Source organism: Bacillus cereus group sp. N14, assembly GCF_016483555.1.
GTDB classification, from domain to species: Bacteria; Bacillota; Bacilli; order Bacillales; family Bacillaceae_G; genus Bacillus_A; species Bacillus_A wiedmannii.
In genome coordinates this window covers 1-13,205 of the sequence record NZ_JAEHBQ010000024.1, presented here as the reverse complement: position 1 = coordinate 13,205, position 13,205 = coordinate 1, and the positions used below count along the sequence as shown (strand labels likewise).

The window sequence follows — 13,205 nt, the reverse complement described above, 5'->3', positions numbered from 1 at the left end:
TGAGATAAGAGATAGCAGCTATCATAGTTGCTATCTTTTATTTTGTTAATAATACCGATATTAGTTATAAAGTTTTTTTAGTTTATGGAACAAACTTGTTTCAGTGATTGTCTATTATGTGTAAGTAAAAAAGTATTAAGAACTTGAAAGGAATGATGATTTTGAAAAACAAGAGGATGCTAAAAATAGGAATATGCGTTGGTATATTAGGTTTAAGTCTTACGAGCCTAGAAACTTTTACAGGAGGGGCACTGCAAGTTGAGGCGAAAGAAAAGACAGGACAAGTGAAGCATAAACATCAGGCGACGCATAAAGAGTTCTCTCAACTTGAGAAAAAATTTGATGCTCGATTAGGTGTATATGCGATTGATACTGGTACAAATCAAACAATCTCTTATCGACCTAACGAAAGATTTGCCTTCGCATCAACCTACAAAGCGTTAGCGGCAGGGGTATTACTACAGCAAAACTCAACTGAGAAATTAAATGAAGTTATTACTTACACGAAAGAAGACTTAGTGGATTATTCACCTGTTACCGAGAAACATGTAGATACTGGAATGACACTAGGAGAAATTGCTGAGGCTGCTGTTCGTTACAGTGATAATACTGCAGGGAACATTTTATTTAATAAAATAGGTGGACCTAAAGGATATGAAAAAGCGCTTAGACAGATGGGTGATCGGATTACTATGGCTGATCGCTTTGAAACAGAGTTAAACGAGGCTATTCCAGGAGATATTCGTGACACTAGTACAGCGAAAGCAATTGCTACTAATCTGAAAGCTTTCACGGTCGGAAATGCGCTTCCAGCTCATAAACGTAACATTCTTACAGAATGGATGAAAGGAAATGCTACAGGAGACAAACTTATTCGTGCAGGCGTACCAACTGACTGGATAGTTGGAGATAAATCAGGTGCTGGAAGTTATGGGACACGAAATGATATTGCTATCGTTTGCCCGCCAAATAGAGCACCCATTATTATCGCAATTTTATCTAGTAAAGATGAGAAAGAAGCTACTTATGATAATCAACTCATTGCAGAGGCAACTGAAGTTATAGTTAAGGCTCTTAAATGATAATTTCTCAATTCTTTATGTAATGTAATTGAAAATATGAACCTAGAAAGCGATTCTTTTCATGTGAAAAGAATCGCTTTTTTGTATTCCTATAATGAATAGTAAGTATATAAGCGAAAATTATTATTTCATGGACGATTTATTCCCTAAAGTGCATGAGGGAAATTTTCTCCTGTGGTGTTCGTAGCAATATGATTATTATGTATACGATAATAATATTTTGGAGTAGTTAAGCTAGATACTCCTATATGGATATGTAATTTTACATATCCATATAAAAGACACATATGTGCTAATCACTATTAAATTATATTAAAATCATTTTTAGGTAAGGGGATTCATATAGATTTAAGGGAATCAAAGAATTTTTATGTTTAATTATCATAGTATAATTATTTCACTTTATGAAATGAAATTTGTATTTAACTTTTTTAAATATAATATTTTTAAATTCGAATAATAAATATCTGAAAAATCAAATTTAATCAATGTGATTTTCAGGTTTACTTATGAAAAACATAGTGTTTAAAATGAAGGGGAAGTAAGGTCCTTATATTTTATCAAAAATAAATAAAAAACGAGATGGAATTACTTTTTTGAAAAAATTTCTATCCTCAAGTGTGTGTGATGAAATCCTAACGTTAGGTTGTACAACATTTACGATTAAAACTGTAAAAAACAATAGTGAAGAGGTGTACGGAATGAAGAATAAAATTATGACAGGATTTTTAATAACATCAATCGTTACTGGAGCGACTATTCCTATCAATACTCTCGCAACGCCAACCGTTCAGGCAGAAACGAAACAAGAAAATATAGATATTTCCTCAGCATTACGAAAAATAGGTGCACACTCCAAATTAACACAAACCTTTATAGATGGAGCCTTAGCAAGTCCGAATGTGCAACTTGAAGAAGTTCCATCTTTAAATACAACTCAATTTCTAATTAAACAAGATATGAAAGAGTGGTCCTCAGAACTATATCCAAAATTAATTCTACTAAATTCAAAAAGTAAAGGATTTGCAACCAAATTTAATAGCTATTATCCAACATTAAAAGGATTTGTAGATAATAAGGAAAATAAAGAAGGGTTTTTAGATAGACTGGAAGTTCTTCAAGATATGACTATAACAAACCAAGAAAACGTGCAACGTCAGATTAATGAGTTAACAGATCTTAAACTACAGGTAGATAAGAAACTGAAAAATCTTGATACAGATGTGGTAAAAGCACAAAGTGTACTTAGTTCAGAGGGAACAGGAAAAATAGACAAATTAAAAAATGAAATGCTAAATACAAAAAAATCAATTCAAAATGATTTAGAGCAAATAGCATTATTACCAGGAGCTTTAAATGAACAAGGGCTAAAGGTATTCCAAGAAATTTATAGTCTATCAAAAGATATCATTGAACCGGCTGCTCAAACCGCAGTAGTGGCGTATAACAAAGGAAAAGAAATAAACAATGCTATTGTAGAAGCAGAGAAGAAAGCAGAGCAAGAAGCAACAGAAAAGGGAAAATCAGTTATAGAAATTGAAGCTGCCAAAAAAGAAGCGCGTGAAGCGATAGAGAAAAGTAAAAAAGGTGAAATTGCTGCAGCTGCGGTTACCAAAACGAAAGAGTATGATCTTATGAAAGTGATTGATCCTGAAAAAATTAAAAAAACATATAGTACCTTTGCCGAAATTAATAAACTAACAGCAGAGCAAAAAGCATATTTAAATGATTTAGAGAAACAAAATCAGACATTATATGACTTAACAACTAAATTAACAGTAGCAGATTTACAAAAATCAATGATTCTTTTCATGCAAAATGATTTGCATACATTTGCTAATCAAGTAGATGGAGAAATTGAGCTAATGAAACGTTATAAAGAGGATTTGAATCTAATAAATAAGAGTATTACAAAATTATCGACTGAAGTTGATACGAATAACACTCAGTCTCAAAAAGATACATTAAGACGACTAAAAAATGTAACAAATCAACTCGAAGAACAAGTTAATAAATTTTAATATTAAGAAATAAGGTTTAATAAAAAAATTATAACGCAACTGGAAATAAGGAGGAGAATTAAAAAATGAAATTTCCATTTAAGGTCATAACTTTGGCCGCTTTAGCAACGGTTATAACTGCTACGAATGGTAGTACTATTCACGCACTTGCACAAGAACAGACAGCACAAGAACAGAAAATAGAAAATTATGCGTTAGGACCTGAAGGGTTAAAGAAAGTGTTGGCTGAAACAGGCTCTCATATTCTTGTAATGGATTTGTACGCAAAAACAATGATTAAGCAACCGAATGTAAATTTATCCAACGTTGATTTAGGTTCAGGAGGGGGAGAATTAATCAAAAACATTCACCTGAATCAGGAACTGTCACGAATCAATGCAAATTACTGGCTAGATACAGCGAAGCCAAACATTCAAAAGACAGCACGTAATATTGTAAATTATGATGAACAATTTCAAAATTATTACGACACACTAGTAGATACTGTAAAAAAGAAAGATAAGGCGGGCCTCAAAGAAGGAATAGGGGATTTAATCGGTACAATTCATACAAATTCAAATGAAGTTACGGAAGTTATTAAGATGTTAGAAGCTTTCAAAACAAAGTTGTATACAAATACTGTAGATTTTAAAAATAATGTTGGAAGTCCAGATGGACAAGGGGGATTAACGGCTATATTAGCGGGAAAACAAGCACTAGTCCCACAACTTCAGGCCGAAATTGAGAATTTACGTTCTACGCAGAAAGCACATTTTGATAATGTATTAGCCTGGTCAATTGGTGGTGGATTAGGAGCAGCTATTTTAGTTATTGGAACGATTGCAGGAGCGGTAGTAATTGTTGTGACCGGTGGCACAGCGACACCAGCTGTTGTTGGTGGTCTAACAGCTCTAGGGGCAGCTGGTATTGGTTTAGGAACAGCAGCTGGTGTTACGGCATCTAATCATATGAACTCTTATAATGAAATTTCTAATAAAATCGGAGAATTAAGTATGAAAGCCGATCTTGCTAACCAAGCAGTTATTTCACTTACTAATACAAAAGACACGTTGACATATTTGTATCAAACAGTGGATCAAGCAATTATGTCTCTAACGAATATTCAGCAACAATGGAATACGATGGGAGCAAATTATAAAGATTTATATGATAATATCGATCAAATGCAAGAACATAAACTTTCGTTAATACCTGACGATTTAAAGGCTGCTAAACAAAGTTGGAATGATGTTCATAAGGATGCAGAATTCATTTCAAAAGACATTGCTTTTAAACAAGAAAAAACAAATTAAAAATCAATATATATGTATAGGAGGAATTAAAATGAATAAAAACTTTCCTTATAAACTACTTGCTGTATCGACGTTTTTAACTGTGACAACAACTACTGTAGTTTCTCCAGTGGCAGCCTTCGCAAGTGAAAGTAAAATGGAACAAACTAGTACCGAAGATATATCTCTTTCTGTAAACAGCGAAAAGATGAAAAAAGCTTTGCAAGATGCTGGGGTATTTGCAAAATCTATGAATGATTACTCTTATTTATTAATTAAAAACCCAGATGTTAACTTTGAAGGAATTGACATTAAAGGATATACAAATCTACCTAGTCAAATTCTACAAGATCAAAAGAATGCAAGAGAGCATGCTACGAAATGGGATTCACACATAAAAAAACAACTTTTAGATACACTGACGGGGATTGTAGAGTATGATACTAAATTCGACAATTATTATGACACATTAGTAGAAGCGATTAATGAAGGGGATGCAGACACATTAAAAGAAGGCATTACAGATTTACAAGGTGAGATTAAACAAAATCAAGCATATACACAGAATTTAATACAAGAACTAGCTAAGTTAAGAGATAGTATTGGAGAAGATGTCCGGGCATTTGGAGGTCATAAAGATATTTTGCATTCGATTCTGAAAAACCAAGCATCTGGAATTGATGAAGATGAAAAGCGCCTAAATGAAGTTTTAGAGCAAGTTAGACATTTTAAACAAGTAGAATCAGATGGAATAATAACTGTATCAATTCCCTCAATTCCTACGTGGATTGCTGGTGGTGTAATGATAGGGGTAGCAAGAAATAATTTAGGTACGTTAGAGCCGTTGTTAGCACAATTACGTCAGACTATAGATTATAAAGTAACATTAAATCGTGTAGTTGGTGTTGCGTATAATAATATTAATGAAATGCACAATGCGATTGGATCGGCTATTAATGCACTTACCTATATGTCTGCACAATGGCATGATTTAGATTCTCAATATTCGGGAGTGCTTAGTCATATTGATAAAGCATCCCAAAAAGCGGATCAAAATAAATTCAAATTCCTAAAACCTAATTTGAATGCAGCGAAAGATAGTTGGAAAACATTGAGAGCGGATGCGTTTACATTAAAAGAAGGGATAAAAACATTAAAAATGGATCCTGTTTCTTCAAAAAAATAGCGGAATACGGTATTTGTTGCAAGGGCATTTATACAGTTATAAAATGATTTTTTGTTCTTTATAAATTGAAAAGACGGAGGTATAATCAGGCCTCTGTCTTTTGTTTTATTGAAATATTTTTATAATTCCATCCTATATGTAGAAAGTAGTTATGCAAGTTTGAATTTTTAAGGTGAATGATTTTTATGAATTTTTCCGTAAAACCTAATCTATGATTAGTGAGCTTTATATTCTTATTTTCCTAATTGAATACTTTTATACAATTAGATGGAAGTTAAGAATACTAAATCAAAACATAATAGGTTGTTATTGATGAGTTTATCGTAAAGTTGTTATTTTATGTGTCATCAAATAACATTTATAAACAATTAGAAATAAAGAAAAGGAGACTATTATGAGAAAAAATAGAGTATTAGATACAACATAAATAGCGTAAATAATTTTTGGTGTAAAAAAATAATAAATAAAATAATAATCCTTACATGCACTAAGGAAAAATGAGGGAGATAATATGGGGAATAATTCAAAATATAAAACTATAAAAATACTTGCAGCTACTGCTACAGTAACTATGCTTGCGACTGGAATGATTTCTTCATCAGATGTCTTTGCAGAGGAAACAAAGCAGCAAAAAAAATTATCAACATCACTGCAAGAGGGAAAGTCAGTTAAATCAGAAAACAGAATATATACAGTCCCGGGAAAAGGGGATGTTGAGCTACTGAAACAACAGGAAAGAAAAAGTATGGCATTTAGTCCATATGAACCCACTGGTTTATATGCAAAGCCAAATGAACAAATAACGATTAATGTAGAAGGAAATCAAAATATTCAAGCATACATTGGAACGTATTCGTATGATGCTTCTTGGAGAGAAGATTCTAAAATAAAATCATTTACATTAAAACCTGGTATAAACACAATCCAATCTCCAAATGGGGGGATGATTTATTTTTATAATAAACAACAAGGTGGCACTATTCGAACAACAGTCACAACGGGTGGAGCGACTACTCCTTTCTTTGAACTAGGCAAACATACGAAACAAGATTTAATAAACATGCTGGACCAATATCCAAATGCACATGCAGTGGAGTTAAAAGGAGAACGTGTATTAATTACGGCCAGCCCGGCACGTGTTAAGAAATATTTGTTAGGTTCTAATACAGATCCTGTACAACTCTTAAAAAAGATGGATGAAGCTACTCGAATTCAAGACAAAGTAGCTGGATTATCTGAAGAACAAGCAGATAAACATTATATTCATTACGTAGAAGAAAATCATTCTCCTGATTATTATATGTATGCAACTTCTTATCGAACCGCATATGTGGGAGACGCAATCCAATACGTGTTAGATATTAATAAATTTATAAAAGATGGTTGGGGTCCATGGCATGAGGCAGGGCATTTGAGACAGCAATCACCTTGGAAGTTTTATAATATGACAGAAGTACAAAATAATATTTACAGCCTTTCTGTAGAAAAAGCATTTACATCTAATCAACCTTTTAGATTGCAACAAGAGGGTGCTTATACTAAGGCATTTCAATACTTAGAACAATCTAATAAAAATTATGATGAAATTAGTGATGCTTTTGTTAAGCTTGTTATGCTTTGGCAACTACAATTAGCATATGGAGAAGACTTCTATCCTAAACTGCATCAATTGTATAGAGATATGCCTTCTGATGAACTTCCACAAACAGATGAAAATAAAAAACAATTATTTATGATCTCAGCATCAAAAGTAGCCAAACAAAATTTGATGCCTTTCTTTGAGAAGTGGGGATTACGTCCAAATAATGATACCATTCAAAAAGTGGCTGCATTAGGATATCCAATTTTAACAGCAGAGATTTGGAAGGGTACTGATTCTAATCCGATTAAACCAAATGTGCCTAATGCAAATAATATTTTAGAAGGAAGACAGTTTGCATGGTCAATGAAAGGAATTAGTGATTTCGAGTTTGCTAAAATCAATTTCAATAAGTCGGCAGAAGAAATGCAAGTGGACTTAAAAGCAGGCGTACCGCATCACTATTTTAATGAAACATATGCGAGTATTAAAGTACAAAATGCATCAGGCAAAGTAGTATACAAGAAAGACATTTATGGAAACAAACAACAAAATGCTGAATCGCAAAAAGTTCCAGTTAAAGTAGGGGATTATATTGAGTTAACACATCTAGAAGGTGTGCATAGAGCTACTTTAACAAATATAGATAATAGTAAACAAGAAAGCTTTGGAAAAAAAGCAATGTACGAAGTTACAAAAGAAGGCCTGAAAAAAATAGAAAAAATGCCAGAATCAACAATTTTAGATGGGAATCAATTTGCATGGTCACTAAAAGGAATAAGTGATTTTGAGTTTGCTAAAATCAATTTCAATAAGTCGACAGAAGAAATGCAAATGGACTTAAAAGCAGGCGTACCACATCACTATTTTAATGAAACATATGCGAGTATTAAAGTACAAAATGCATCAGGCAAAGTAGTATACAAGAAAGACATTTATGGAAACAAACAACAAAATGCTGAATCGCAAAAAGTTCCAGTTAAAGTAGGAGATTATATTGAGTTAACACATCTAGAAGGTGTGCATAGAGCTACTTTAACAAATGTAGATAACAGTAAGCAAGAAAGCTTTGGAAAAAAAGCAATGTACGAAGTTACAAAAGAAGGTCTGAAGAAAGTAGAAAAAATGCCAGAAACAACGGTTTTAGACGGGAATCAATTTGGCTGGTCTTTAAAGGGATATAGTGATAGAGAAATCGCAAAAGTAGATTATAATTGGGTAACAGAGAAAATGCAGGTGAATTTAGAAGCAGGTGTACCACATTCTTACTTTAATAATACGTATGCAAGTATTAAAGTACAGAATTCATCCGGTAGTGTTGTGTACAATAAGGAAATAGTGGGAAATAGACAACAAACTGCTGAAAGCCAAGCTGTGCCCGTAAAAGTGGGAGATTACATTGAGTTTACCCATATAGAAGGGGAAGCAGTAAAGGAAAAGACACGCGCTACACTTATTAACCTTGAGAATAATAAACAAGAATATATAGGTAAAAAAAGAACCTATCAAGTTACTTCTACGGGATTAAACAAAATAGATTAACATGAAGAACATTCAAATTATTAGTAAGATGCTAAATAGCCGTTCATTATGAACGGCTATTTAGCTTTTATTTATATAAAAGTGAAATGAAAATACACTCTCTATTATATATACTTTTGTTTTCATCAACAGCTATATTTTTTAATGTAACTTGTAAAAAACTCACTCGACTGAGAAAAGCTGTCAAATAAAAGAATAGGCTAATCTAATTTCTAATGGTCCCAGTATCTTTTATTTTAACGTGTGTCTTTACATTTATTTTAGCCTCTGCTAACGCTTGCAGCCAATCTCCTTTTCGTTTTTTCCACTCTTTATATTGAAAAGCTCTAGCATATAAAGATAATCCGATTGGATCAATTTTATTCTGCTGTATGTCATGCAACATGTTTTGTAATTTACTATTAATTTCTTTTTGAATAGCGCTTTCTAAATTATTTATATTTTTTTTATTATCATAATGCCCCTTAACTAAATTCGTATTGGTTTTTTCTATTAAAGCTATATTAGCATGTATATTGAAATTAAATACAAACTTTCCGTTTTGAAAAGTAACATCTACCTTCCTTGTCGCGTTCTGTACGAAGATAGAAGTGTTTGTTTTTTTGTTTGCTTTTTTAGGGGGAAGCGCAAGGTGTAGTATCATTCGGCCGTTACTTTTTGGCTTATTTATAAGATTGAAAAATTTAACATCTTTTTTAGGGATATGAGTTAAATATTTCCCTTTTCGATTTAAAAATGCAATTCCTACTGTGTCGATTTCATTCATTGTTTTTTTGATAATTGGAACAGTTTGCGTCATTCCTTCTTCATTTTGTTTTCTCATTAATTGTTGAATTGTAGAAGAGACGGATTGGTTATTTTGAATAGAGGATTCGATTACACCATTTATATAAGATGAAAGTGATGGTTTACTAGGCTTGTGAATTTTAAAGATTTCTTCTGCAGGTCCATCTACAAGTACTACTTTAGCATTAATGGTAGCGTAAGGATCACGGTAAGAAGAATCAAGCTCCTGCAACCAATTTGCTTCTTGCGCTAATTTTTTCCCAATTAAAATGATTTCAGCTTTGGAAGCTGTCATAAAGCCAGTTAACTTCGTATCTATCTTACTGAATCCAGTATATACAGTTGATGCTTGTGTCCAATGTTCTATAGTACTTTTTGGCTGTTTATGATGAAAGAGTGGTATACTTGTTCCAACTTTTATGTCTCCATTAGAGCTTCTATCCAGGCCAATTAACAGGATTAATGAAACCTTTTCAAGAGGAATTCTCTGACTACAACCAATTATATATACACAACAAATTACAATCCATATCCATTTTCGAATCAAAGTTGTTTCCTCCTAGTAACCCAAGTAAAAAGAATACTGTAAGCGAAAAATAAGATCGGTAATAGAATAAAGAAAATGACATTTAAGATATCCATAAGAGAATATATAAACAAATATTGATCTACATCGGGATTTAGGAAAATAAATATGCCAACTATAAATAACATAAAAGCAAGCAGCGCCCAATTGCGGGTGTTTTTTTGAAGTGAAATGGTCACAGATTCAAAACTGAAAAATAAATACGGATATATCGTAGTGGAAAATACAATTAAATAGTAAGCGATATATATAATTTCTAATCGTTCCATGAATGAAAAACGAACCCCTTTTAACAGATGAAATACTGGCCAGATTACGTCTTTTATCCCCTCCGGACTAAAGTATATATAAGAAAGAATAGTCACATATAGATAGAAAAACATAGTTCCAGTATTCGCAATTAGTAGTCCTTTTATGGCTTTTTGTTTTCTTTGTAAGAACGGGTATATATAATATGCAATTTCTAAGCCAGCATAAGGAGTAATGGTTTCTTTTGTTGCCTTTACAATAGGGTATAATCCATCTTTAAAAATAGGTAGTAGGTGTAAAGGGTTGTAGTTAGTCTTTAGTGAAAAAAGAAGAAATAGTGGCATCCAAGTAGTGAAGAAGAAAACAAGCATAGAATAACTAGTAAGAGCCCTTAACCCACTCAGGGCTAAAATAATAAAAGGTAATAGTAATAATATGGTGATTTGATAAGCAGGAGTGGAAGGGAATATCCACACTTTTACAATATCAGTTGCCTTTAATAAAGTATTAAAGCCAGCAAAAAATAGATAAAAGGCATATAAAAGAAAAAGAATTGTCCCTATCCATTTACCAAAGTATCTTTTTAAGATTTGTGAGAAATTTTTGTTAGGATTTTTTTGTAACATTAATATAATAAATATGCCTATTATAGAAGTAACTATCCATCCAAGAATGATGGAAATCCAGCCATCTGTGCCAGCTGTAGTAGCAAGTGGACTTGGCATAATTAACATACCTGATGCTAGTTGCAGTGAATGAATGAAAATAATAAATTCGAATAAAGTTAGGTTTTGAAATTTAAGATTCCCCATGCGGACCACCTTCTTTTTTCTTTTTTTGTTTCGGCTGTCCTGTACTCGAGCGGGTGGTAATCATAGAAATAGGAAATCTTACAAAAGAATCTTTTAATTCTTTGAGCCGAAATGGCGCGATTGGCAATCCGTATGGTGAACCATAGGAAGTTAGTGAAACAAAATGAGCGAATAAGAGCATTAATCCACTAACAATACCTACAATCCCATAAAAGTATGCCAATAACATCATTGGAAAACGAATAAGGCGTATAGAACTTGATAAATCATAATTAGAAACAATAAATGATGCAATGGCTGTAATAGATACGATAATAACCATAACGTTACTCACAAGACCAGCTTGAACAGCAGCCTGTCCAATTACAATCCCTCCAACAATTCCTATAGTTTGTCCAATGGGTTGTGGTAAGCGAATACCAGCTTCACGTAGCATTTCTAGTGTGATTTCCATTATAAAAGCTTCCAATAAGGGAGAGAAAGGGACTTTGACTCTTGACGTTGCAATAGAAGTGTATAAATCTATAGGAATGATTTCAAAGTGAAAAGAGACTATAGCAATATAAAATGCCGGTAAAAAAATAGCTATAATAAATCCTGCAAATCGTAATAGGCGAAAAAAAGATGCAATGAGCCAATGAATATTATAATCATCTGGAGTTTGAAAAAATCCAATTAAATTCATTGGAACAATCATTGCACCAGGGGATCTATCCATTAACACTGCTACTTTCCCATCAAGTAAATGATTTGAAATGGCATCTGGGCGTTCGCTTAAATAAGCCTGTGGAAAAGGAGTCCAATTTTGATCTTTTGTATAATTAGATAGTTCTCCAATGCTCAATACCGCATCCGTTTTAATTTTACAGATTCTAGTTTCTATTTCTTGGACAACATCTGCGTTTGCTACATCACCTAAGTAAATTAAATAGACTAATGAAGTTGCTCGTTCTCCAATCGTCAGCTTTTTGATTTTTAACTCTGTAGAAGGAAGATATCGACGAATTAAGCCTATATTTTTTGTGGCATTCTCAATAAATCCATCATGTGAGCCTTTAATAGTAACTTCTGAAATTGGTTCTTGAATTGCTCTTTCTGCCCAGCCTTTTGTATTTATTAGAAGTGACCGCTTTTCTCCTTCCATAAATAGAACACATTGACCTTCAAGTAATCCTTCTTTAATTTCATTCCATGTATAAACTATTTTGGTATAAGTAGCAATAATATTAGAATTAAATATTTGGCTGTCCTCATTTACTTTTTGTAATAATGGTGTAACAACATTGCCTTTTAAAGCGACACCATCTGTAAGGCCTTCAAAATAATATAGTAAAATATTCGTGTTTGTTTTTAATTGCAAAGGATGTTCGATTAAATCTGCACTAATATCAAAGATATTATCTAATGTATTTTTAAGCTCTTCTAAGTTACTTGTTTGGATTTTTTCAATGTTTTTATCTGTTTTAGTTTCTAAGGTCTCTTCATTTAAGGACAAAATTGACACCTCTTTAATATATAACGATTAGTTGTATTTATTATTTTTATATGATGGAATTTTATTCATAAATTTAAACAAATTTGGAATGGAAATTAATAATTGAGAGTAAAAAAGTAGAGGTAATTTGTGTGGAAATCTAAGTATCAAGATAGAATTGAAATTTGAATGATTATAACAAAAAAGAACCTTCGATAGGTTCTTTTTTATAGTTGGTAAATATATTGTCAACAATAGATGGCGCTAAAGGCAATAATTTAGATGTTTTTATGCTACTCAGCTGAATTTTGTAGGAAGAATTCTTTTTTCATACCTCAATGCTCAATAAAAAAGGACATTTCATTTATTTGGGTGTTCTAGTGTATTTGAATTTTGCGTGCTAATAAATTTTGTTTAGGGACAAAATGTGTTTTCTTAATTATCAGAAAAATTAGCGCAACAAAATTCTTATTGGTTATTTTGGTAAGTATCAAATATTTCTTTGGCCTTATTTTCTTGATAGTACCGTACGTTTATATGTTTCTAAGGGAAAGAAATATTTTCATTTTTATTACCATCTATTGCTGTCTCTTATACACATCTGACGCTGCCGACGA

8 protein-coding genes are annotated in these 13,205 nt (G+C 32.3%); 5 read left to right on the top strand and 3 right to left on the bottom strand.

The genetic code is table 11. The annotated features are described in order from the left end of the window. Positions 1 to 134: 134 nt before the first annotated feature. The 5 genes from bla (at position 135) to JDS82_RS24525 (ending at position 8,681) form a co-directional block, all read left to right on the top strand. Positions 135 to 1,082 (top strand): class A beta-lactamase Bla1, encoded by a 948-nt coding sequence (gene bla, locus JDS82_RS24545; protein ID WP_472926245.1) that lies wholly within the window; start codon positions 135 to 137, stop codon positions 1,080 to 1,082. 701 nt (positions 1,083 to 1,783) lie between these two features. Further along, a complete protein-coding gene (gene hblC, locus JDS82_RS24540) occupies positions 1,784 to 3,103 on the top strand; it encodes a hemolysin BL lytic component L2 (RefSeq protein ID WP_179866396.1) in 1,320 nt (439 codons plus the stop codon). A gap of 65 nt (positions 3,104 to 3,168) precedes the next feature. Beyond that, on the top strand, positions 3,169 to 4,395 hold the full coding sequence (gene hblD / locus JDS82_RS24535; protein ID WP_199714102.1) for a hemolysin BL lytic component L1: 1,227 nt from the start codon (positions 3,169 to 3,171) through the stop codon (positions 4,393 to 4,395). 31 nt (positions 4,396 to 4,426) lie between these two features. Beyond that, the gene (gene hblA / locus JDS82_RS24530) at positions 4,427 to 5,560 is read left to right on the top strand and encodes a hemolysin BL binding component B (RefSeq protein WP_098123804.1); all 1,134 of its coding nucleotides are present in this window, start codon (positions 4,427 to 4,429) and stop codon (positions 5,558 to 5,560) included. 511 nt (positions 5,561 to 6,071) lie between these two features. After that, positions 6,072 to 8,681: a putative mucin/carbohydrate-binding domain-containing protein gene (locus tag JDS82_RS24525; RefSeq protein ID WP_199714101.1), complete on the top strand. Its 2,610-nt coding sequence runs from the start codon at positions 6,072 to 6,074 to the stop codon at positions 8,679 to 8,681. 205 nt (positions 8,682 to 8,886) lie between these two features. Here the strand turns inward: JDS82_RS24525 and JDS82_RS24520 are convergent, their stop codons facing one another. Genes JDS82_RS24520 through JDS82_RS24510 form a run of 3 tightly spaced genes read right to left on the bottom strand, consistent with a single transcriptional unit; the run spans position 8,887 to position 12,609 of the window. After that, positions 8,887 to 10,014, bottom strand: a complete 1,128-nt coding sequence (locus tag JDS82_RS24520; protein ID WP_199714100.1) for a Ger(x)C family spore germination protein — start codon at positions 10,012 to 10,014, stop codon at positions 8,887 to 8,889. Next, entirely contained in the window at positions 10,011 to 11,114 is a 1,104-nt protein-coding gene (locus tag JDS82_RS24515) for a GerAB/ArcD/ProY family transporter (RefSeq protein ID WP_199714099.1), read from the bottom strand. Before JDS82_RS24515 ends, JDS82_RS24520 begins: the two co-directional genes overlap by 4 nt. Then, positions 11,101 to 12,609, bottom strand: coding sequence for a spore germination protein (locus JDS82_RS24510; RefSeq protein WP_199714098.1), 1,509 nt, complete (start codon positions 12,607 to 12,609; stop codon positions 11,101 to 11,103). The genes JDS82_RS24515 and JDS82_RS24510 overlap by 14 nt, the downstream gene beginning before the upstream one ends. Positions 12,610 to 13,205: the final 596 nt, after the last annotated feature.

What these genes read in the sequence shown, in the direction of transcription:
- JDS82_RS24525 (WP_199714101.1), top strand. Translation starts at nt 6,072, where the DNA reads ATGGGGAATAATTCAAAATATAAAACTATAAAAATACTTGCAGCTACT.
- hblA (WP_098123804.1), top strand. Translation starts at nt 4,427, where the DNA reads ATGAATAAAAACTTTCCTTATAAACTACTTGCTGTATCGACGTTTTTA.
- hblC (WP_179866396.1), top strand. Translation starts at nt 1,784, where the DNA reads ATGAAGAATAAAATTATGACAGGATTTTTAATAACATCAATCGTTACT.
- hblD (WP_199714102.1), top strand. Translation starts at nt 3,169, where the DNA reads ATGAAATTTCCATTTAAGGTCATAACTTTGGCCGCTTTAGCAACGGTT.
- JDS82_RS24515 (WP_199714099.1), bottom strand. Translation starts at nt 11,114, where the DNA reads ATGGGGAATCTTAAATTTCAAAACCTAACTTTATTCGAATTTATTATT.